The sequence below is a fragment of the Marinomonas sp. S3726 genome (genome assembly GCF_000967665.1).
Taxonomy (GTDB): Bacteria; Pseudomonadota; Gammaproteobacteria; order Pseudomonadales; family Marinomonadaceae; genus Marinomonas.
This window is the reverse complement of the sequence record NZ_JXYC01000004.1, coordinates 722,255-744,374: the sequence shown is the minus strand read 5'-3', so window position 1 is coordinate 744,374 and position 22,120 is coordinate 722,255. Positions and strand designations below refer to the sequence as shown.

The 22,120-nt window shown below is 41.4% G+C and carries 18 protein-coding genes; 9 read left to right on the top strand and 9 right to left on the bottom strand.

Translation table 11 applies throughout. From position 1 onward, the window contains the following. Positions 1-34 precede the first annotated feature (34 nt). The gene (locus tag TW85_RS04540; protein WP_046015845.1) at positions 35-1,150 is read right to left on the bottom strand and encodes an S-(hydroxymethyl)glutathione dehydrogenase/class III alcohol dehydrogenase; all 1,116 of its coding nucleotides are present in this window, start codon (positions 1,148-1,150) and stop codon (positions 35-37) included. A 169-nt stretch (positions 1,151-1,319) separates the two neighbouring features. Between TW85_RS04540 and TW85_RS04535 the strand changes: the two genes are divergently transcribed. Together TW85_RS04535 and TW85_RS04530 are read left to right on the top strand one after the other, a co-directional pair. Then, entirely contained in the window at positions 1,320-2,225 is a 906-nt protein-coding gene (locus TW85_RS04535; protein WP_046015844.1) for a LysR family transcriptional regulator, read from the top strand. Between the two features lie 67 nt (positions 2,226-2,292). Beyond that, positions 2,293-2,553 carry a DUF3820 family protein gene (locus TW85_RS04530; protein WP_046015843.1) on the top strand — a complete coding sequence of 87 codons (261 nt, stop codon included), beginning with the start codon at positions 2,293-2,295 and terminating at the stop codon, positions 2,551-2,553. A gap of 13 nt (positions 2,554-2,566) precedes the next feature. Here the strand turns inward: TW85_RS04530 and TW85_RS04525 are convergent, their stop codons facing one another. Beyond that, complete coding sequence (locus TW85_RS04525) at positions 2,567-3,214, bottom strand: hypothetical protein (RefSeq protein WP_046015842.1); 648 nt, start codon at positions 3,212-3,214, stop codon at positions 2,567-2,569. Positions 3,215-3,446: 232 nt separating this feature from the next. Here TW85_RS04525 and TW85_RS04520 point away from each other — a divergent pair, with 232 nt between their 5' ends. Further along, on the top strand, positions 3,447-4,340 hold the full coding sequence (locus TW85_RS04520; protein ID WP_046015841.1) for a response regulator: 894 nt from the start codon (positions 3,447-3,449) through the stop codon (positions 4,338-4,340). Between the two features lie 26 nt (positions 4,341-4,366). Here the strand turns inward: TW85_RS04520 and TW85_RS04515 are convergent, their stop codons facing one another. Together TW85_RS04515 and TW85_RS04510 are read right to left on the bottom strand one after the other, a co-directional pair. Further along, complete coding sequence (locus tag TW85_RS04515; RefSeq protein WP_269447905.1) at positions 4,367-4,663, bottom strand: GNAT family N-acetyltransferase; 297 nt, start codon at positions 4,661-4,663, stop codon at positions 4,367-4,369. A gap of 193 nt (positions 4,664-4,856) precedes the next feature. After that, entirely contained in the window at positions 4,857-5,336 is a 480-nt protein-coding gene (locus TW85_RS04510) for a peptidylprolyl isomerase (protein WP_046015839.1), read from the bottom strand. 178 nt (positions 5,337-5,514) lie between these two features. Between TW85_RS04510 and TW85_RS26630 the strand changes: the two genes are divergently transcribed. After that, a complete protein-coding gene (locus TW85_RS26630; RefSeq protein WP_046015838.1) occupies positions 5,515-5,937 on the top strand; it encodes a YebG family protein in 423 nt (140 codons plus the stop codon). A 102-nt stretch (positions 5,938-6,039) separates the two neighbouring features. On the opposite strand, the gene TW85_RS04500 is transcribed toward TW85_RS26630, so the two are convergent. Continuing rightward, the gene (locus TW85_RS04500) at positions 6,040-6,732 is read right to left on the bottom strand and encodes a cytochrome b/b6 domain-containing protein (protein ID WP_046015837.1); all 693 of its coding nucleotides are present in this window, start codon (positions 6,730-6,732) and stop codon (positions 6,040-6,042) included. A gap of 192 nt (positions 6,733-6,924) precedes the next feature. On the opposite strand from TW85_RS04500, the gene TW85_RS04495 reads away from it, so the two are divergent. From TW85_RS04495 to pepQ, 3 genes are all read left to right on the top strand, one after another. Then, on the top strand, positions 6,925-7,806 hold the full coding sequence (locus TW85_RS04495; protein ID WP_046015836.1) for a DMT family transporter: 882 nt from the start codon (positions 6,925-6,927) through the stop codon (positions 7,804-7,806). A gap of 375 nt (positions 7,807-8,181) precedes the next feature. After that, complete coding sequence (locus TW85_RS04490; RefSeq protein WP_046015835.1) at positions 8,182-9,171, top strand: SRPBCC family protein; 990 nt, start codon at positions 8,182-8,184, stop codon at positions 9,169-9,171. Positions 9,172-9,325: 154 nt separating this feature from the next. Further along, entirely contained in the window at positions 9,326-10,624 is a 1,299-nt protein-coding gene (pepQ, locus tag TW85_RS04485; protein ID WP_046015834.1) for a Xaa-Pro dipeptidase, read from the top strand. Between the two features lie 114 nt (positions 10,625-10,738). Here the strand turns inward: pepQ and TW85_RS04480 are convergent, their stop codons facing one another. The 4 genes from TW85_RS04480 to TW85_RS04465 all read right to left on the bottom strand — a co-directional run bounded on the left by TW85_RS04480 (position 10,739) and on the right by TW85_RS04465 (position 16,357). Further along, the gene (locus tag TW85_RS04480; RefSeq protein WP_046015932.1) at positions 10,739-11,641 is read right to left on the bottom strand and encodes a LysR substrate-binding domain-containing protein; all 903 of its coding nucleotides are present in this window, start codon (positions 11,639-11,641) and stop codon (positions 10,739-10,741) included. 228 nt (positions 11,642-11,869) lie between these two features. After that, positions 11,870-13,366, bottom strand: coding sequence for a CoA-acylating methylmalonate-semialdehyde dehydrogenase (locus TW85_RS04475; RefSeq protein WP_046015833.1), 1,497 nt, complete (start codon positions 13,364-13,366; stop codon positions 11,870-11,872). 132 nt (positions 13,367-13,498) lie between these two features. Then, positions 13,499-14,659 carry an iron-containing alcohol dehydrogenase gene (locus TW85_RS04470; protein ID WP_046015832.1) on the bottom strand — a complete coding sequence of 387 codons (1,161 nt, stop codon included), beginning with the start codon at positions 14,657-14,659 and terminating at the stop codon, positions 13,499-13,501. 114 nt (positions 14,660-14,773) lie between these two features. After that, positions 14,774-16,357: a BCCT family transporter gene (locus TW85_RS04465; protein ID WP_046015831.1), complete on the bottom strand. Its 1,584-nt coding sequence runs from the start codon at positions 16,355-16,357 to the stop codon at positions 14,774-14,776. Positions 16,358-16,921: 564 nt separating this feature from the next. Between TW85_RS04465 and TW85_RS04460 the strand changes: the two genes are divergently transcribed. Together TW85_RS04460 and TW85_RS04455 are read left to right on the top strand one after the other, a co-directional pair. Then, positions 16,922-19,435: a CoA transferase gene (locus TW85_RS04460; protein WP_046015830.1), complete on the top strand. Its 2,514-nt coding sequence runs from the start codon at positions 16,922-16,924 to the stop codon at positions 19,433-19,435. Positions 19,436-19,800: 365 nt separating this feature from the next. Then, on the top strand, positions 19,801-21,756 hold the full coding sequence (locus TW85_RS04455) for a methyl-accepting chemotaxis protein (protein WP_046015829.1): 1,956 nt from the start codon (positions 19,801-19,803) through the stop codon (positions 21,754-21,756). Positions 21,757-22,120 lie beyond the last annotated feature (364 nt).

Sequence of the window (22,120 nt, the reverse complement as noted above, 5' to 3'; positions counted from 1 at the left end):
AAGCAAAGCCCTACAAAAAAGTAGGGCTTAGATGTTATTTATCAAATAAAATAACAGAACGAATACTCTTACCTTCATGCATCAAATCAAATGCATGGTTAATGTCTTCAAGACCCATAGTGTGAGTAATGAAAGGATCGATTTCTATTTCGCCATTCATGTATTGCTCTACATAACCTGGCAATTGACTACGACCTTTCACACCACCAAAAGCAGAACCTTTCCATACTCGACCTGTTACCAGCTGGAATGGGCGGGTAGAGATTTCTTCCCCTGCACCAGCAACACCAATAACAATCGATTCACCCCAGCCTTTATGGCAGCATTCAAGCGCTTGACGCATCACTTGTACATTACCGATACACTCAAAAGAGTAATCCACACCACCATCCGTCATATCAACAATCACCTGCTGAATTGGATCAGAGAAGTCTTTTGGATTAACAAAATCAGTTGCACCGAATTGCTTCGCCATTTCAAATTTTGATTCATTGGTGTCAATCGCAATGATACGAGAAGCATTCGCCATACGCGCACCTTGAATAACAGATAGACCGATACCACCAAGACCAAATACAGCCACCGTTGAACCCGGCTCAACCTTAGCTGTATTCAAAACTGCACCAATACCTGTCGTGATACCACAACCTAACAGACACACTTTCTCAAGAGGCGCATCCACATGGATTTTTGCCAAAGAAATTTCTGGCACAACGCTGTACTCAGAGAAAGTTGATGTACCCATGTAGTGATAAAGTGTTTTGCCGCCAATACTAAAACGGCTAGTGCCATCAGGCATCAGACCTTTACCTTGTGTCTCACGTACTGCCTGACACAAGTTAGTCTTACCAGACAAGCAGAACTTACACTTACCACATTCAGCTGTGTAAAGCGGGATAACATGATCACCAGGCTTAAGTGTTGTTACGCCTGCACCAACCTCTTCTACAATACCCGCACCTTCGTGGCCTAATACACTAGGGAAAATACCTTCTGGATCAGCACCAGACAGAGTAAAAGCATCTGTATGACAAACACCCGTTGCTACCATACGGACGAGCACTTCACCCGCTTTTGGTCCTTGAACATCGATTTCATCAATAACAAGTGGTTGGCCTGCTTGCCATGCAATTGCAGCACGAGATTTCATGTAAACTCCAAAAAGTTATCTATTTAATTAAATAAGTCACAAAAGCCAGCACACAGGCTGAGTACTTTTGTCATTGCTTAATACAGAGTGTAGCCCTATTTAATTAATAAGATAATGACACAAGAAGTAAGTTATTATTGCTGTACAGCAACAATCGAAAGAGATGATTATGAAACATTGGGATGGAATAGAAGCTTTTGTCGAAGTCGTACGTCAAGGCAGCTTCTCTGCAGCGGCCGAAAAACTGCACGTATCAGCGTCACATATTAGCCGCTTAGTTTCTCAATTAGAGAAGCGTCTTGATTCAACGCTCTTATTTCGTACGACCCGAAGTATTCGACTGAGTGAAGCAGGCTCTCTCTATTACCAACAATGTAGCCAATTACTCGACTCTATTGATAGTGCCGAAGAGATGGTAACGAGTTTAAACCAATCGCCTGTTGGGCATCTTCGTATCAGTTGCGCCACTACCTTTGGCGAACGTTTTATTGCCCCCAGGGTAAATGATTTTTTACTCACCCATCCAAAAATTCAATTAGATTTGCACCTAACAAATCGTGAGGTAGACCTGATTGATGAAGGCTATGACCTTGCAATTCGTTTAGGCACATTAAAAAGCTCCAGCTTACTCGCCAGACGCCTATGTGATCGAGTGGAACATGTATGCGCCTCGGCTCATTACATCGCCCGTTACGGCATGCCTCATACCTTACCTGAATTGAGTAAACACCAATGTTTACAAGGTTCTAAAGACGTATGGACCTTTATGCAGGATAAACAAAAGCGAGAAGTCAAAATCAACGCCAATTGGCGCAGCAACTCAGGTCCAGCATTGCTAGATGCTACGCTCAAAGGTTTAGGAATCGCTCAACTGCCCGATTATTATGTCGCGTCATACATTGCCAGTGGTGAACTCATCCCGATATTAAGCCAGTATCAATACCCTTATACAGGCGTATGGCTGGTTTACCCCAAAGCTCGCCAGCAATCTCCTAAGTTAAAGCTACTCTGTGATCATTTAATCGACTCCTTCCGTACAGGAGCTAACGAATCGCCAATAACAATGAATGGATGAAAGATTACTTCATCTGCTAGAATCCAGCCCATTAGACAGTGCAGAATAAAGTAAGGTAGAAAAAACAATGATTTCAGAAACAGATTTGATACGCATCGCGCGCGAAACCATGCCTTTTGGCAAGTATCAAGGTAAGCTGATTATTGATGTACCAGAAGAATATTTAATCTGGCTTAAGAATAAAGGTTGGCCAGAAGGCAAACTAGGTAACTGGCTAGAACTCGCTTTAGAAGTAAAAGTTAACGGTCTTGAATCTCTCGTTGAACCACTCAGAGAAAAACCTAAGACACCCAAGAAAAAGCCACCAGCACAATTTAAATTTGATTAACGAGCCAGTCGCTTTATTGCATTGTCGTATTTGTGCGACCTTGATAGCCCATCGTTTTATCAATAGACCCCAAGCTTTCAGTTTGGGGTAAATCATCTGCTTCAGCAAACTCAACAAACCTTTGTTCGATAAAATCCTTTTCGACAATTGTCTGTCTCAATCTCTGCTCAAGCACCTTGGTTTTAGCTTCTAAGCGAACTTTATGATTTTTAAGTTCAGTCATCATTTTTTGTTCTTCGCTTGGTTGCTGAGATACCTCCTTTAGAGGCGCACTCATGCTTTTAGCCAGTTCTGGGGATTGTTTCATCACAGCTTGCAGTTGCTTAACTATCTTAGCATTCTGATTGTTTGCGTCATTCAAACGGTTTTGAAGCTGGTTAATTTCCTGATCTTGCAGCTTCATTTTTTGCATCATAATCTTAGTCTGGCCACGATACTTAGCAAAAGATTCTTCGGTCGCGACTAGGTTAGCACCACTTTTACTACCAAGATCTGCAGCATCTTGAAGGTACTGAATTTCTTTATCATTATCTTCTATATTAACGTCCAATATCTTATTTGCAGTTTTTAAACCGTTAATAATATATAGGCAGTACAAAACCAGACCACAGCTTAAAATAACAGCCGCTTCAAGGATTAAGATTAAAATAGTGTCTGTCAAAAATCTCTCCTCGTTAAGGTCTAAGATATTACAAAAGAAAACATAAGGATAAAATGCCCAAATGATGTAAGCAATAGAGTACACTTAAATAGAGCAGAAAGTACAATTGAGCTGACATAAAGCGCCTAAACTCCACTCGAAATGCACTTTATGATAGAAAAAACCAAGTTATAATAAGATTTCTAGATAGATATATACCCATTCAATTTCTTAATTTTCTTAGGTAATTATATTGAAAGTACTAATCATTGATGACAGTAGAGCCGTTCAACTCATCATTCGAAGAGCACTTGAAAAAGGCAATATAGAAAACCTAGAAACTAAGCTTGCCAGCTCAGGCATTCAAGCATTAGCCATTTTAGAAGACTGGCATCCAGACCTTGTTCTATCTGATTTACATATGCCCAAAATGTCAGGTATAGAATTATTAACCGAAATAAATAGGCAAATGCTTAAATTAAATGTCGGCTTAATTACCACAGAAACGGATGACTCACGCTTAAGAAAGGTAAAACAATGTGGGGTTAAGTTTATTATCAATAAACCCTTTAATGACACTGAGCTGCTTCAAAAAATTAAATTGTTTTTACCAACAGATAAACCGCTACTGGCTACACCTGAAATGCCGGTACAAAAAACCAATATCAAACTGGATAAGAACACCTTAAATCTACCTGAAGAAACTGAATTAGAAGATGCTTTAGCAGAAGTCTTTTTTAGGGATGTAAGAGTAACAACAAAAAACTTTGAGAAATATGAATCTCAACAATACCCCTACCTTCTTGGCATGATGACACCTTTAGGCAAAGACCAAGTGAAAGCCATTTGCATACTAAAGCAGCCTGCTATTAAGCAGATCAGCACAGTATTTTCGAGCTTACACCCAGGAGCATTAAACAGTCAGCAGGATAGAGCATTACTCTGCGATCATTTTTTTCGTGTGTTAGATAAGTTTATTATGCCAAGTGGCAGCATAGAGTCCTTAGTGTTTAAAAAATCTAATCTCATCACTAAACCTTTCGCTAAAATTGATGGTTTTTATCGCACCAAAAAGGAAAAGAAAAAAGATTATCTTATCGAGATTAAGGGTTTTGAATCCTTCGTTGTTACCTTAATAGCGGCCTAAGCGGTAAGTGTTAACAAACTTTCATTTCATCTCTTTTTTAAAAACTTCTCCACATACCAACAAGTCGCCGTAATTTGATAATCTTGCGCTTTAGCCCAGCTTAAACCGGCTCTGACCAATTGTTCAGCAATGCCTTTCCCTCTTAATGCTGGAGGAACAAAAGTGCTTTTAAAATCAATAACCTGCTTTAGGTTTGCCGGATCATCTAAAAACACATACTCAAGTAGTGCTATTTCGCCATCTTGCTCAATTCGAAAACATTGAGCTTGTTCGTCATGTTGCATAAATATCGCCTTTTTAATGGGCTGTGAGTAAGTGGACACTTTATCCACAAACGCCTCTAAATCATAGCTTTTGCTTTAAGGCGCTAAGATTAAGTCACCTCTTCTCAGTCTGCTCTTTTAAAGTATATGAAGGAAAAACGTCAATCTAGGTGTCACTTTGCGTTTATTAATGGGTTCCCTAGACATAAAAAAAGCCTCAAAAGAGGCTTATTTGGTCTGGATACGCATCAACTTAGTGATGATGTCCGCCTACACCGTGTGCATGACCGTGAGCAATTTCGTCTTCTGTTGCATCGCGCACATCAACCACCTCAACAGAAAAAGTAAGATCTTTACCTGCTAACGGATGATTTAAATCTACAGTCGCATGCTTAAGACCCGCTTTAACCACGGTTACTTGGCGTTGTCCTTTATCTGTTTGAACAATTGCAGTCATACCTGCTTTCCAACGCTTCGCACCTTGTAAGTGTTTGATTGGCACTTGTTGCTGATGATCTTCTTTACGCTCACCATAAGCATCTGCCGCGGCAATTGTTACTTCAAACTCATCACCAGCAGCTTTGCCTTCCATCGCTGTCTGTAGACCAGGGATAATATTGCTGTGCCCATGTAGGTAAGCCAGAGGGTCATTACCTGCAGATGTTTCAATTAGCGCATCGCCTTCACGTAGTGTGTAGTGAAATTGCACTACTGTATTGTCCTTGATAGACATTGTTTTTCCTCAATCATGTTCTGTTGCACCATTATCGTCCCTTTTCTCTAGGGAAGCCATAATTAGAGCCTCTCTTTTATTCGAACACTGACAAACAAGCTTTATTTTCAAATTGAGCTAGACAAATCAAAAAATAATACTGTATATTTGTACAGTATTATTTTATCTGAGGTGAATCATGCCTGTAATTATTAAATATGTTGTTGAACGTGATGGAATAGAAAAAATGACTTTTGCATCCAAAGCTGAAGCAGACGCTTACGATAAACTGTTAGATACTGCAGATGATATCTCTCAACTCCTAACAGATAGCCGACTTATCGAAAAAGATAGTCAAATTGATGCCCTGTCCATGTATCTTGCTCAAAATAAAGAGCAGCTTTTACAATCACTTGGTAGCAAGCGTAAAGCTAAAACAAGTACAAAACCGAGCCAAACACATGAAAGCCAGATCCCTCTTGAAGCGGCGTCCAATTCTCAAGATTTGGAAGATCTCGTGATTGAAAAGGATGATGATCAGGTTGATGAACTCGTCTTAGATATGGACCAAGACGACAATATCGAAGATTTAATCGATGAAGAACTAATTGATGCGGCTTAAATGCATGTCTCTACAAAAAGCATGCCTCAGCCAATTAGCTTTACACTAATTGGCTGTCTTACCATACTTTCTAACTTATTCGTTCTATAAAGTAATGGCCTTCTAGATTGGCAATTGCCATAACCAGTACAAATAAATAAGACTCAGACTTAGCATGATAACAAGGCGTTTTCTTACCGTCTTTCTCACTGCTTTTGTTTCTTGATCAAAACCAGACTGGTCTGCATAAGGCTCTGATGAAATTGGCTTTTTACCATTAAACATGGCTTTGATTAAACGCTCTTTTAACGCTAACTCATGGACCAAAACTGCAAGCAAATGACAGGCGACTAAAGCCAGTAAGATATCGGCTAATTCAGCATGCCAATCGGCTAACCACTCCTGTAAATCCTCACTGACCCATTCATACATGGGGCCATACCAAAACACTTCATCAGAGTTAACCAGCCCTGATACTATTTGAAGCACCAAGCTTATAAGCAGTACTAGCACCATAATGCCACCCAAAGGGTTATGACCCAAATAATGGGGAGCTTGTCCTTTTACAAGCTGCTTGGCGTAATAATAGATATTTTTTGGTGCTGTTAAGAACATAGAAAATCGAGCGAGCTTTGCTCCCCAGAAACCATAGAGGAGTCGTGTTATCAGCGCAGCGGATAGTAAGTAGCCCATATAAAAATGCCATTGCATATAATCTTCTTCTGATTTACCCGTCACGACCAAACCGGTGAACAGTAAAACCATAAGCCAATGGTTCAGTCTAATATAAAGATCCCAAACTTTAATCTCTTTCATGATTGATTATCATCTCACCTTAAGAAACTCGTTCTAAATTCTCATTCCTGTGAGGAATCCGAACTATTCTATTTATTCCTTTTACTTTTCTTTCCTGTCTCATTAAGTTAGCAGGCATCGGCGCTGCGTATTTGAGCACGCCCTGCAATTTAAGTTCAAGCTTCTAATCAACTCTATTAAGGAAACAGCTTTATGTGGATAGCGTTTACCCTGCTCGCCGCTTGGTTTCAATCGATGCGAACCGCCTACCAGAATTCCTTATCGAAGCAAGAAGGCACCTTACATGCTACCTTAGCAAGATCCTTATTCGGCCTTCCTTTTGTACTTGTTTATGGCGGTTTTTGCTATTTTCTCTTTGGCCCTTTAACCACTGAGATTAGCCAAACTTTTTACCTAATTGCAGGCCTTGGTGCGCTAGCTCAGATCCTAGCAACCTATTTAATGCTGTATCTTTTCAAACAAGCCAGCTTTACCAGTGGTACCTTGTTTGCCAAAACAGAAGCTTTATTAGCAGCCCTACTTGCTGCGGCCTTTTTAGGCGATAAACTTTCTTGGGGCGCTTGGTTGGCCATCGCTATAGGCGTTATTGGTATCGGAGTTTTAAGCTTTAAACATAGTCATAAGAAAATGCAGCTATTAGATAAAGCCAGTCTATTAGGGCTCGCCTCAGGTTTTTGTTTTGCCCTTACTTCTGTCAGTGCAGGTTATGCCAGTAGCATGCTAGAAGGCCCAGTCTTTACCCGTGCCGCCTTAACCTTAGCCTATGTACTCGCTCTGCAATCAGTCTTATTGTGGGGGATTCAAATTTACCAAACTAAAAGTCTCTTTATTCCTTTTAAAAAAGCCTTTCTACTCAGTAACAAGGTGGGTTGTTTAAGTGCCCTAGGTTCGATTGGCTGGTTTACCGCATTCTCCTTAATCAATCCTGCGCTGGTGAAAACCTTGGGACAAATTGAGGTAATAGGCACACTTTATTATTCGAAATACCGTTTTAAGGAAGCCTTATCAAAACAAGAGTGGATAGGCGGCAGCTTAATTATTCTGAGCGTTATTATCGTTGCACTCTTAGGCTAGGGAGCTTACGAATCAGTCCTTCGCCACAGCCTGCGGATAAAAGCGGCTAGGCTCCCAAGGGAGCGCCCTTTAAATACATATCCTTATCAAGATACAGAAGTGGGAGAGCTTATAGATAGCCTCCCCATTTGCCATCAAGTTAGCCTTTTTACTCAGAATAGCGTAACGTAAAAAGGTGAACAGCAACTCAGTTAATACAAAACCTGTTCAATTCTTAGGCAACCGCCTTTGCTGGTAACGCTTCGACACAAATTTGCCCCTATCAAACAACATTAGAGTAAGGCCCCATATACTAAACTTTTATACAGACTAATAGATAACAGTTGTACACCAAAGAAAGTTAAGTTTTTATCTTAGCAATTAGAGGAAACAGGCATGTTACTAATTTGGATAATAGCTATTATTACCGCCCTAGTTTTGATCTATATGATTACCGTAAAAGGGCATTACCAAGTTGAGCGCACCGTACTTATCAAAGCGCCAATTAACAAAGTGTACGATCGTATTCGCAGTGTCAAAAGCTGGCATCAATGGAGCCCTTGGCTACATCATGACCAAGACCCTAGCCTAAAATATCAAGGCAAGTTGGGGGAAGTCGGTTCAAGCCTGATCTGGCATGGTCCTTATATAGGCCATGGTACTTTAACCTTAGTATCCCAAGTCACTCCCTATTCACTCATTTTTGAACTCAAACAAAAGCGCTATATCTCAACTCTCACCAGTATCGAGTTCCAACTTGAAGAAACCGAATCTGGCACCCAACTTCATTGGTCAATGACGACAAGATTGCCTTATCTATTTAGCTTTTTCCTTAGCAAAAGACAGACACAATTTAACAAGGATTATGATATTGCCCTTGCTCGTTTATCAGGGCAGCTCAGTCATATGAATGAGCCTAAATTTGAGTTTTTAGGGATTCAACCCTTACCTCCTATCGAAGCCGTAACCCGTCCTTTTTCTGGCTCAACACCTGAAATTTTCGAACAAATGGAAATTGGCTACAGCGAACTCCATTCCCAACTTGGTCCAAACAATTGCCCTAATGGTGCGATTTTCGCTCAATATGATCAGGCAGAACCAGAACACAACTTTTTTTGTGGAAAAATTGGTATCCCTATTCAGAATCTCGATATTTGTGAATGTCACCCTGAATTGGTTCGAAACTATGGGGATTTCTTTTCGCTACGTTTTACCGGGTCTTACGAGCAACTCTCTTATGCTTGGCATGTGGCGATCAAACACAGCCGTATTCATCACTATAAATGGGACAAAAGCCGACCTCATTTTGAAGTGTTTCAAACAGGACCACATAATAACAGCGACCCTAGCCATTTTATTACCGAGTTATACTTACCAATAAAATAAGAAAAAGGTCGCAAATAGATAAAGGCCACTAGATTTCTTTTCCCAACCCTTCGCTTGTTGACTCAAACAAGGTACATTGGCAGCTCATTGACGAATGAGTCTGTTCAATGCAATAGCAAAACTATTGTTAACATCAGTTATGTAGGGAAATTCCATGCCTAAGCTTTATTCTCAACACCTAGAGATACTTGTCACTCGTTATCGTAAAGTCATGAAAACCTTCGACCTTGACTCAATTATTATCAGTAGTGGTCACAAAACCTACTACTTCCAAGATGACTATAGTCATACTTTCCACCCCTTTTCTGGGGCACAACAATGGTTACCATTTAGTTTATGCAGTGATGTTTACATCCTCATAAACGAACAAGATAAGCCCTTATTATTTTGGCCAAAAAGGGATGATTTTTGGCATTCTGATAACAGCTTACCTGAAGGTGATTGGTCCGATTTATGGCAAACTATAGAAGCGAGAGTGGATTACGACATTCTGGCACATCTTGGTAAAAAGCACGCTTGGGTTGGCCCAAAACCAGACCATATAAATCTAGCGTTTTCACAACAAGCCGAGCTTGAAGCAGCGATTAACTATCAAAAAGCCTATAAAACAGACTTTGAAATAGACGCAATTTATCAAGCTAACTTAACTGCCGCAGCCGGTCACAAAGCAGCAGAAAAGGCTTTCATTCAGGGTAAGAGTGAATTAGCGATTTATCACGAATATTTGAATGCTAGCAACCAAGGCTCTGTGAATGAACCTTATCCAGGTATTGTCGCCCTTAATCAAAATGCAGCCATACTGCATTATGATGTGAAATCTCATCAAAGCATTGAGAAAAGCAATACCCTTCTAATCGATGCGGGTGCTAACCAATCTGGTTATGCTAGTGATATCACTCGTACTTTCACCCAAGACACAGGGTTATTTAAAGCCATGCTAGATAGTATGGAAAGCCTACAACTTAGCTTATGCGAGCATGCCGTTGCAGGCGTTGACTTTAATGACCTACACCAAGAGTGTGTTATAGGTGTGGCGAAGATTTTACATGAGCACAAGCTTTGTCGCTTAAGCGTGGAAGAGCAGTTAGAAAAACGTATTCCGCAGGTCTTCTTCCCCCATGGTTTAGGGCATTTACTTGGTTTGCAAGTGCATGATTTAGGCGGCCATCAGGTAGATGAGTCAGGTAAGATTAAATCACCCGCTAAACAGGCTCCTTTCTTACGCTTAACCCGTGTATTGGAAGAAAATATGGTGATAACCATAGAGCCAGGCCTCTACTTTATTCCTATGTTGCTGGAAAAAATGATTGCTGAGGTTGAAGACCATGGTTGTGATCTTGAACTGATCGAAAGCCTGAAACCTTTCGGTGGCATTCGTATAGAAGATAATCTAGTCATAGGTAAAACAAGTACACGCAACTTAAGTCGCGAAGCCTTTGCCAGCCTTGACTAAACGCTAGACTAGGCTTTATTAGCAATAATTAAACCTAGCTATGTAATACATAAGATTAAAAACACCCCATGTACCTATGCAATACATGGGGTGTTTTTTTATTGAATCTAAAGACTAGAGTTCCGGGTAAAACTGGGCTTGTGACTCTTGTAAAATCCACTGACTAAAGATTTCAGCACTTGGATGTAAATATTGATGTATAGATGAAGTGAGAAAGAAAGCTTCCGAGGTTTCTATTTTCTCTTCGAAAGGCGCGATCAATTTGCCACTGGCAATCATATCAGCAACAAGTGAGGTTCTGCCTAAAGCGATACCTTGGCCCAATACTGCCATTTCTAATGCAGAGATTAAGGTATCAAACTGAATACCATCACTGGCATCACCATAATAAGCACCAGTTTGGTCTAACCAATAGCCCCAACCTTCTTCATATCCAATGACATGCAATAGGGTTTTCTCTGCTAATAAATCAATTGGGGCAGGTTCGTCATCGACTTTAATAAAGTCTGGGCTACACACAGGGAAAAGCTCATCCCAAGTCAATCTGTCTGACTTAAGTCCGGGCCAAACACCATGTCCATAACGTATATCTAGATCAGTATCTTTATTTTTTTCATCTAGCCAAATATTACTGGTAAAGCGAATTTTAATATCTGGGTATTGTTCATAAAAACGAGACAATCTTGGGGCTAGCCAGGTAGTAAAAAACACAAGATTAACTCGCACAGTTAACTGGCGACTTTGACCTTTACCGAATAACTCATCGGTTGCGGCAGCTAAACGGCCAATGGCTTCATGTACCGCTGGCATATAAGCAAGACCAGCGTCAGTCAAAGCTAGCCCTCTGGGCAAGCGTTTAAATAAACTGGTACCAAGTTGAGATTCTAATCCTTTCACCTGCTGACTAATTGCAGCTTGGGTTAGGTTTAACTCATGGGCAGCCTGAGTAAAATTCAGGTGTCGTGCGGATGCTTCGAATGAACGTAGCCAATTCAGTGGCGGTAATCTTTTTTTCATGTTTTTAAACTCAACATAGTTACCAGTAACACATTTCAAAATCCGACAAACATCCTTTTATGCCTCAAGTCCGTCTGTCAAAATCTCCCTATCATATTGATACTAGTATATTTTAATTTTTATTGTCGATATTATTTTGTCATAAAAACAAAAGCCACAACTCTTGTTTCAAGAGTCATGGCTTAGAAAGCTAATTAGCAAAATTAGCTTCAATGCTTAATAAAAAGCTTATTTCATTGTTGGCATAGAGAACTCAACACCTTCTCTAATACCAGCAGAAGGCCAACGCTGTGTCACTGTCTTACGTTTAGTGTAAAAACGAACGGCATCAGGACCATAAGCATGTAGATCACCAAACAAAGAACGCTTCCAACCACCAAAACTATGGTAAGCAACAGGTACAGGTAGCGGTACGTTAATACCCACCATGCCCACTTGGATATTATCAGAGAAGTAACGTGCTGCTTCACCATCACGGGTAAAGATACAAGTACCATTACCGTATTCATGAGCGTCAATTAAATCCATCGCCGCTTGCATGCTATCAACACGGACAACTTGTAATACAGGGCCAAAAATCTCTTCTTGATAGCTTTGCATCTCAGGAGTGACATTGTCGATCAAAGTACCGCCAACAAAGAAACCGTTTTCATAACCAGCCACTTGAGGATCACGACCATCAACGACTAATTTAGCACCTTGCTCTTGTGCACTATTGATATAACCAACAACCTTCTCTTTATGAGCTTGAGTGATCACAGGACCAAAGTCGTTGTTAGCATCAGAGAAAGCGCCCACTTTTAGGCCTTTCATCGCCGCTTGCATCTTCTCAACCAAGGCATCTGCAGCAGCATCACCTACGGCAACAGCAACAGAAAGCGCCATACAACGTTCACCAGAAGAGCCAAATGCTGCACCAACAAGTTGGTTAACTGCGTTATCCATGTCTGCATCAGGCATTACTATTGCGTGGTTTTTAGCGCCACCTAGTGCTTGGCAACGTTTACCATTGGCATTAGCTGTTGCATAAATGTATTCAGCAATCGGTGTAGAGCCAACAAAGCTTACCGCTTTAATACGATCATCATGCAACAAGGTATCAACTGCTTCTTTATCACCATTTACTACGTTCATAACGCCATCTGGCAAGCCAGCTTCTTGTAGCAATTGCGCGATAAACAGAGTCGAACTTGGATCACGCTCAGACGGCTTAAGAATAAAGCAGTTACCGCAAACCAGCGCCATAGGGAACATCCATAATGGCACCATAGCTGGGAAGTTGAATGGGGTGATACCCGCAACGACACCTAGCGGTTGGAACTCACTCCAAGAATCTATGTTAGGGCCCACATTTTTACTGTGTTCACCTTTTAGTAATTCTGGTGCGCCACAAGCGTATTCAACGTTTTCAATACCACGTTGCAATTCACCAGCTGCATCATGGCTGATCTTGCCATGCTCTTCACCTATCATTTTGCAGATAGTCTCAGCGTGCTCTTCTAGTAGGGCCTTGAACTTAAACATGATGCGCGCACGTTTAATCGGTGGCGTATTGCGCCAAGCTGGAAAAGCCGCTTCTGCTGTTGCGATAGCTTCTTCTACTGTTGCTTTAGAAGCAAGGTCAACCTGCTTGCTAACTTCACCAGTAGATGGGTTATATACTGCTTGCTGGCGAGTACCTTCTACAAAAAGGTTACCATTAATCAACTGACCAACTGTGTTCATTGCTTTTTCCTCAAACCAAAATGTCGGTGTAATTTTTGTTTTCACACCTTGTTAGAATAAAAAACACCCTATGCCGAGGGTTTGGCATAGGGCCAATAGCATTAACTTTTAAAACTTATATCGCCTAAAGGCTTACCACCAAAGTTGCTTATAAAGCTCAATCACTTCATCTGCACTTGGCACTCTTGGGTTATTGTTTGGTGAGCCAGAAGCCAGCGCTTGTTCTGCCATAGTCTCTAATAGACCCATGAACTCTTCCCTATCGATACCAAATTGCTCTGGTGTTGGCACTTGAAGCTCATCATTTAACGCTCTTAGCTCAGCTAACAACTTTTTATTTGCTGTCACATCATCATCTTGCTCAGTCGCAACACCCATAGCACGAGAACATTGTGCATAACGTTCAACCGCAGCAGGAATCGAGTACTCTGTCACAGTTGGTAGTAGCATGGCATTAGATAATCCATGAGGAACATGGAAAGCAGCACCAATTGGGCGACTCATACCATGAACAAGCGCAACCGAAGCATTCGAGAAAGCAACACCGGCAAGAGTCGAGCCTAACATTATTTCTTCACGGGCCTTTTTATCACTACCATCATGATAAACACGACGTAAGTTAGGCGCGATTAAACGCATCGCCTCAAGCGCTTGCGAGTCACTGTATAAGCTGGCTTTTTTACTCACATAAGCTTCCATCGCGTGAGTAAGCGCATCTATACCTGTATCCGCTGTGATACGAGCAGGTAAAGATAGCGTTAATGTGTAATCAACTAAGGCAGCAACAGGCATAAAACCTATGCCCATACAGAGCATTTTCTCGTCTGTTTTCTCATCAGTAATGATGGTGACTTTAGTCACTTCAGAACCCGTACCTGCTGTCGTCGGAATCGCTACGATAGGTAATCCAGATTCAGTCACTACACGTGGAAACTTATAGTTACGCATCTCGCCACCAAACTTACCCAGAATACTCATCGCTTTAGCGCTATCAATTGGGCTACCACCACCGAGAGCAATAATACTGTCGTAGTCACCCTCTTGGATGCGCTTAACACCTGCTTGAATAGAAGCAACTGTTGGCTCAGGTACAGTGTCATCGAAGATGTCAGCTTGCATATCTTGTTTAGCCAAAACAGCCTGAATTTTTTCAGCATAGCCTAATTGCACCATCATCTTATCTGTGATGATTAAAGGATGACGACAGCCTAAACTTGCCAAAATATTTGGCGTAGCATGACTCGCATTTTCGCCAACTTGTAACATGCGCGGAAGAATAATTTGAGTAGACATATCGTCTCCTTAACAATTAAAACCTTATGGACCACTAATATGATTAACGTATTTCTTTATTCGCTAGCCTTTGCCTTCATCAGGGTCAGGCTAGCTCAACCTAGCTAAGCGTCGTTATTCAGCGCTTTTAGCACGAGGTGTATATTTCAGTTCTTTGCCTGGAAGTGCTTCTGCTCTCAATGACTTTATCAAGCCGTAAGTGGCCAAAATCACGATAAAGGAGAAAGGCAATGCCGCCACAATAGAGGCAGTTTGCAAAGCTTTTAAACCACCGGCATAAAGTAGAACCGCTGCAACAGCACCAATAGCAAAGCCCCAGAAGACACGATATTTAGCTGGTGGTTGCTCATCACCCATAGAGATCAGAGTACAAATTACCAAGGTGGCAGAGTCAGCAGATGTGACAAAATAGGTAATCAACATCAGAGTACAAATGCCCGAAATCGCCAGCGTAATAAAGCTGCCCGCATCCATTGCTTCAATGGTGGTAAATAGAGCCATAGTTGTATCTGCGTTTACCGCTTCTGTGATACCACCTGCGCCAAACAACTCGATGAACATAGCGGTATTACCAAAGATGGTGATCCAAAATGCAGCCAGTGCAGTTGGTGCAACCAAAACACCTAGTACGAATTCACGAATAGTACGACCTTTAGAGATACGTGCGATGAAGACACCACAGAAAGGCGCCCAAGCAATCCACCATCCCCAATAGAAGATAGTCCACCAACCTTGCCATTGACCTTCTGGATCAGGATCTACCCATAAACCTAGTTCAACCGCGTGGAAAAGGTAATCACCCACATTAGTAAAGAAAGCACCCAGTACATAGGCGGTAGGGCCAAAGATGATAAATAACACAAGCACCAAGATAGTAAGGTGCATGTTCAGTTCGCTTAAAATACGAATCCCTTTATTCAAACCTGTCAAAACAGATGCAGTAGCAATAATAGAAAGCACAGCAATCAGGATGATTTGATTCGACGTTGAGATATCAATGCCCACTAGATAAGAAAGGCCAGCATTCATCTGCTGCGCACCTAGACCTAGAGACGTTGCAATACCAAATACTGTACCGAAAACGGCAAGTAAATCCGCCGCGTGACCAATCGGACCATAGATACGATCACCAAAAATTGGGTACAAGCTTGAACGAATAGAAAGCGGTAAACCTTTACGATAAGAGAAGTAAGCTAAGATCAAACCGATAACAGCAAACAAGCCCCAACCATGTAATCCCCAGTGGAAAATAGAGATACGCATTGCCACTTGTGCCGCTTCAACCGTTTGTTGCTGCGCTTCATTAATAAGTGGGTTGCTTTGGAAATGGTAAATAGGCTCAGCGATACTCCAGAATAGAATACCGATACCAATACCAGCACCAAATAACATGGAGAACCAAGCAAAATTAGTAAACTCAGGTCTGTCTGTATCCTTACCTAGGCGGATATCCCCATATCGGCTGAAAGTCAGCCATACCGCAAAGAATAAGAAGAAACTAATCAGACCGATATAGTACCAAGCAAGTTCAGAAGCAATAAAACCCTTAGCGGCAGAGTAGATTGAGCTCGCATTTTCAGGATCTATAACGGTGAAAAGTACAAATGCCATTACAAGAATAGCTGAGCCGACTGCAATTATTGGGTGAGCACCCGCAAACAATCCAGCCTTAGGTAATACATATGATTTAGTATTCATAGGGTTTGACCCCCATTTTTGCGAGCGAGTCCCTGCGTTAACCTGATATCCATCATCAGCTCCCAATATGACTGGGATAGGATGAGATTGGTTTTACTCTTATTATTCATAATTCAATTCTCACTTCTTGTTCTTATTGTGATCTTTTAAGACAACTCCCTCACCTAAACCTAAGCGGCTTTTTCGACAGTGAAGTCATGCTGTAAATTGATTCGGAAGTCATTGTTATGAATCCTCACTAAACTGAGAAGCAATAAAAAAACATGCTAAGACCCCAAAAAATTTATGGCTCGATTTTTAATCAGTAACTTACGCCCTCTATTAGTAGAAAAATTCACCTAGCCATAAAAAAAATGATATCTCAGGTCATTTTTTTATTGCTGGTTCGCTAATTAATTCACTCCTAACATGCCCTTCAACGATGCTCTGGGCACGCCCATCTCTGCAATTGGCATCGTAAAACCTAAATACGACCGGCATCACCGGTATAACAAAAACAAATGATTCCAGCCCCAACACACGAACTTGGACGTGCTGGAACTAGGTTAATTAGGAAAAGTTGATATGAACAAAAATAATCAATTGCCTTTGGCGGGTGTTCGAGTTGCTGACTTCGGACAACAAATTGCTGGGCCTGCTGTCGCCATGGTATTAGCGGATTTAGGTGCGACTGTCGTTCGCATCGATCCACCACAAGGACCTAGCTGGCAACATCCAGCTAACGCCATTTTAAATCGTAACAAGTCTTGCTTACGCCTAGACCTCAAAACAGAAGAAGGCCTTGAGCAAGCACTAAATTTGATTGCTAACGTTGATGTAGTGATTGAAAGTTTCCGCCCTGACGTTATGAAAAAGCTAGGTGTAGACTTCGCCGCACTACGTCAACAAAGACCAGATTTAATTACCCTTTCTATTCCAGGTTTTGCCAGCAATGACGAACTACGTCGTGACTGGAAAGCCACTGAAGCCGTGGTTGCTGCAACCTCAGGTGCCTACACAGATATGGGCTTCAACCGTGTTCTTATGGGGGTTAACCCAAGCTTTTCACCTTTACCACTAGGCTCTTCTTACGCAACATCCCTTGCTGCAAGCTCTGTTGTACTCGCACTTTTTGAACGTGAAAAAACGGGCCGTGGTGATCAAATCGAAGTACCAGTGGCAGCCGCGCTGATGGAAGGTCTATCTTACAATTCTTACGTGATAGACCAGCTACCAGAACGCTACAAAACTATGCGTGAATTAGAGATAGAGCACCGTAAAGAAAACAACATCGAAATGGATCTTAGCTATGAAGATCTACAAGAATATTTAGACCCTTTCTACCGTACTTACGTCTGTGCTGATGGCCGTATGTTCTACTGTGTTTGCCCGTCTCACCGCAATCACGCCAAACGTGCACTACAAGCATTAGGAATCTATGACGAGTTAATGGCTGAAGGCCTACCTGACGTTAAAGATCTGCATATGCCATTAGCAGAATGGGAAGGCGAAACCTCTATTGGGGTCTATCCACTTCCTAAAAAATGGGCAGATATTATTTCTGAGAAGATGAAAAAAGCCTTCTTGCAGAAAACCTCTGACGAATGGGGTGTTATCTTTGGTGAAGGGCAGATCCCTGGCGCACCACACCGCACCACAAAAGAGTGGGTAAACAGCGAATACTCAAACGAATCCGGTCTTATTGTTGAAGTAAATGATCCAGAGTTCGGCACCATGAAACAACCAGGCCCTATTGCTTGGTTAGAAAACGAAGCCGAAGCCATGCTGACACCAAGACCAAGAAAAGACGTCTCTTATACAGACGCACTTGCAGAACTAACACAGTGCGCACAAGAACACGAATCAACTCGTCCACAAGGGCAAGACATTCAAGCAGCAACAGGTGAAGGCTGGCTAAAAGACCTGCGTATTCTGGATTTAACTAACGTCATCGCAGGCCCGCACTCTACAGCTTTCTTAGCACGTTTTGGTGCCACTATCACCAAACTTGACCCAGTTACTCCTTTGTATGATCCATTAATCGGTACACTTTTCACCTTCCAAACAGGGGTTGGTAAACAAAGTGCTTTAGTTGATATCACAACGGATGAAGGCAGAAACATCTTCGAACAGTTAGTTAAAAATGTCGATATGGTGGTAATTAACGCACCTGAACGCCAAATGATACCGCTAGGTTTAGACCAAGACACTCTGCTAGCTATTAATCCAGACGTTCTTTTCTGCCGTCTTGATTGTTTTGGTGCTCCACGCACAGGAAGCAAAAAGAATTACATTGGCTATGATGACATCATTCAAGCAAACAGTGGCATTATGAGTCGCTTCGGTCGCCCTGAAACACCGGAAGAACACGCTCATCTAGGTACACTGGATGTAAACTGTGGTTTTGCTGCTGCGCTAGGTATGGCTGTTTCTCTTTTCCATAAACAAAGAACAGGTAAAGTCAGTCGCTCAAGAACATCTCTTTCTGCTGTGACTAACTTGGCACAAATTCCATTTGCTTTTGATTATGAAGGTCGTGGTGAATTTGATGAGCCATCAGGTCGTGAAGCACTCGGTAACAATGCTTTATCTCATTTCTACCAAACCAGTGATGGCTGGATTTTCCTTGATTCAAACCAAGGTGAAATAGAGAGGCTTAACCAAATTGAAGGACTAGAAGGCATTATCCAAAGCCAAGATAAAGCTGACTTCATCAAACAAAGCCTAGTAAAAGCACCAACCTCTTACTGGGTCGATGTTTTCATCAAAGCAGACATTGCCGCTGCTGAGCCTATGGCGATCGAAAACTTAAGAGAAGACAATAGCCGCGTAGCAGACAATAAAGTAGGAACAGATAAAGGAAGCTTTGCTTTTTCTATCTACCCAGATCACCCAAGTGGTCATTGCATCACTCAAATTGATCAGTACTCAATCCGTCCGACTGAGTCAAAAATCTTGGCGGCAACACCGACTGAGGCTTTTGGTCATTCAACCAGAGAAGTATTGACTGATTTAGGTTATAAGGCAGACGAAATTGAATCTATGTTGGAACGCAAAATTGCAGGTTTAGGTTGGGGTAAAGAATTCTTACCAAGCTAATATAGTATAGATCTCAAAAAAGGTTAGGCTCTTTAATTAGACCTAACCTTTTTTTATATTTGAAGAAAATACATTAGCTTACAAGTTTAAGAAAAATTTAAGCTAAGTTGGACTATTATTCTTTATAACACAGAGAATATTGTTACATTTTGGTGCATTTTTCAGCAAAGAAACTGAATCTCGCACTAAGCCAATGAAATCAATCAATAACAGAGTTTCTGGCATATTTTTTTGTTACTAAAACCTGTAACTAAAAAACAATTAGTTACTTAATTAAGATTTGTTTTGCAATGGTTAACTAATATAGTCACTTTGAAATTACCCATTAAAAAACAATTACATTTTCACCTGTCCCTGGAGACCCAATGACTATTAAAACGCGATTTTTAATTGCCCTCATTGCCAGTGTTTTATTACCTGTTACCATTATTTCTGCGCTTGTAATTAATAATGTCAGAGATAATGCACTTGAAAGCTTTCAAAACAATAGCCAAGCCGAAATTGCTCATATTGATAAAGCGTTTAGCTTATACCTTAATGGCCTAGCAGAAGACGCCAGCTATCTCGCTAACAGTGAAACCATACGTAACCTTGATACCAGTGTGGCTACTTATATGGGTAAACCATCTAAGATGATGACACCAGATCAAAACTCAGAGGTGGAACAAGCCGCTTATCAAATGATGAAAGAGTTTGGTGAATCTCATCCTGATCTTGCTTATGTTTATTTAGGCATGGACCATGGTGGTTATATCCAATGGCCAAAAGGCAATAACAGTAACGACTACGACCCTAGAGTCAGACCTTGGTATACAGAATCTGTTAATTCAACTATACCCGTTCGCGTACCAGCTTATGCAGACCTTCAAACTAATACGCCTTTACAGGACTACCTAGTTAGATTCGAAGGCAAAAACGGTGCTTTTGGTGCTATTGGTGTGGACGTAACTCTTGGCAAACTAACTGACATGGTCAAGTCCGTTAAGTTTGGTCAAGAAGGCTATGTCATGCTGATTGAAGACACAGGTAAGGTACTTGCTGACCCTTCAAATCCAGAGAACAACTTTAAAGAGCTGACTGAAGTTAGCGCTTCCCATAAAACCCTTGCTGACAATGCATACGGCCTTTCTCATGTTGAGTTTGAAGGCGAAACTTGGTTTGCCAATAAATATGAGTCACCTGCTTTAGGCTGGAAGTTTATTGGTCTGGTACCAGCAAGCGAAGTGTATGCAAGTGCCAACAGCCTAACCCAATACATTATTATGATTGCCATCGTGATGGCGATTATCTTTACCCTAATTGGTTATGCCATTGTTGCCGTTGTTGCTAAACCTATGGCCATCATTACTAATGGCTTAGAAGATATTGCTTCTGGTGAAGGGGATCTTACCCGTCGTCTTGATATTGAATCTCAGGATGAGTCTGGCCACATGGCTAATGCCTTTAACCGCTTTGTTGAGTCCATCAGCATCTTGGTTGGCAAGATTAAGAACTCAAGCCAAGGGGTTAAAGATATTGCACAACAATCTCGTGACCTTTCAACTCAATTGCATGATGTGGTGACACATCAAGTAAGTGCAACAGATATGGTATCGACCGCCTTTAACGAGATGGTAGCTACCGCAAACGAAGTTGCAACTAACTGTACTCAAGCTGCAGCAGCTGCGGATACTAGCCAAAAGCATGTTCAAGAAGGTAATCAGCTTATCCAGAAAACTGTAGATTCAGTGGGTCACTTAGAAACCGCTTTGAACGAATCTAACTCTGCGATGACAGTACTCTCTGAAGAGTCGCAAAACATTACCACTATTTTGGATACTATTCGTGGCATTGCAGAGCAGACTAACTTACTTGCTCTTAACGCCGCCATTGAGGCAGCGCGCGCCGGTGAACAAGGTCGTGGTTTTGCGGTAGTAGCCGATGAAGTAAGAACCTTAGCGGGTCGTACAGCAGAATCAACCGAAGAGATTGATCGTTTATTAAGTCGTCTTCGAGGCCAAACAGAAAATGTAGCAGGCAAACTTTCTGCCAGTATTAATCACGCGTCTCAAACCGTTGAATCGACTCAAAAAACCAACACTGTGTTTGAAGCCATCATGGAATCTGTCGTTACCATACGCGATATGACAACTCAGATTGCAGCATCGGCAGAAGAACAACACCTTGTAGGTGAAGAGATCAACCGTAATATCATTGATATTCATGACGGTGCGACCAATGCTAAAGGCCTATCTGAGAATGTTGAAGAGACAGCAGAGCAGCTAACCGTATTGGCAACAGATCTTGAGAAACTTGTTAGTGAGTTTAAATCTAACCACTAACTAAGTATGACAATTAAGATAAAAATTAAGCCCACTTGAAATTTTTCTCGTGGGCTTTTTATTGAATATAACTCAGTTAACTCTATATCCCCGCCCCATCACATCCGTAAAAACCGGCAAAAAAGCGTTTAATTCAAGCCTCCCATTGTTCTCCAGTTTTGTAACAAGACGTGAACGAAATAGCATGCATTTTCACCACTATTTAGAGAAAGTCAGACCTAAATCACAGACTATGTAACTTTAGGTTAATTTATAGTAATTGAATGTATATGATTTTTGCCTAAACTCGCAAAATACAGTATCTTTGTTGGTTAATTAAAGGCTCAAGGCCTCTAATTTAAAGCATTTCAACTTATGTTTAGGA

Excerpts from the sequence above, each read along its gene's own strand:
- TW85_RS04500 (WP_046015837.1), bottom strand. The coding sequence starts at position 6,732 with ATGAAAGAGATTAAAGTTTGGGATCTTTATATTAGACTGAACCATTGG.
- TW85_RS26630 (WP_046015838.1), top strand. The coding sequence starts at position 5,515 with ATGCCTGTAATTATTAAATATGTTGTTGAACGTGATGGAATAGAAAAA.
- TW85_RS04530 (WP_046015843.1), top strand. The coding sequence starts at position 2,293 with ATGATTTCAGAAACAGATTTGATACGCATCGCGCGCGAAACCATGCCT.
- TW85_RS04535 (WP_046015844.1), top strand. The coding sequence starts at position 1,320 with ATGAAACATTGGGATGGAATAGAAGCTTTTGTCGAAGTCGTACGTCAA.
- TW85_RS04470 (WP_046015832.1), bottom strand. The coding sequence starts at position 14,659 with ATGTCTACTCAAATTATTCTTCCGCGCATGTTACAAGTTGGCGAAAAT.
- TW85_RS04495 (WP_046015836.1), top strand. The coding sequence starts at position 6,925 with ATGTGGATAGCGTTTACCCTGCTCGCCGCTTGGTTTCAATCGATGCGA.
- TW85_RS04475 (WP_046015833.1), bottom strand. The coding sequence starts at position 13,366 with ATGAACACAGTTGGTCAGTTGATTAATGGTAACCTTTTTGTAGAAGGT.
- TW85_RS04460 (WP_046015830.1), top strand. The coding sequence starts at position 16,922 with ATGAACAAAAATAATCAATTGCCTTTGGCGGGTGTTCGAGTTGCTGAC.
- TW85_RS04455 (WP_046015829.1), top strand. The coding sequence starts at position 19,801 with ATGACTATTAAAACGCGATTTTTAATTGCCCTCATTGCCAGTGTTTTA.
- TW85_RS04465 (WP_046015831.1), bottom strand. The coding sequence starts at position 16,357 with ATGAATACTAAATCATATGTATTACCTAAGGCTGGATTGTTTGCGGGT.
- TW85_RS04510 (WP_046015839.1), bottom strand. The coding sequence starts at position 5,336 with ATGTCTATCAAGGACAATACAGTAGTGCAATTTCACTACACACTACGT.
- TW85_RS04480 (WP_046015932.1), bottom strand. The coding sequence starts at position 11,641 with ATGAAAAAAAGATTACCGCCACTGAATTGGCTACGTTCATTCGAAGCA.
- pepQ (WP_046015834.1), top strand. The coding sequence starts at position 9,326 with ATGCCTAAGCTTTATTCTCAACACCTAGAGATACTTGTCACTCGTTAT.
- TW85_RS04540 (WP_046015845.1), bottom strand. The coding sequence starts at position 1,150 with ATGAAATCTCGTGCTGCAATTGCATGGCAAGCAGGCCAACCACTTGTT.
- TW85_RS04490 (WP_046015835.1), top strand. The coding sequence starts at position 8,182 with ATGTTACTAATTTGGATAATAGCTATTATTACCGCCCTAGTTTTGATC.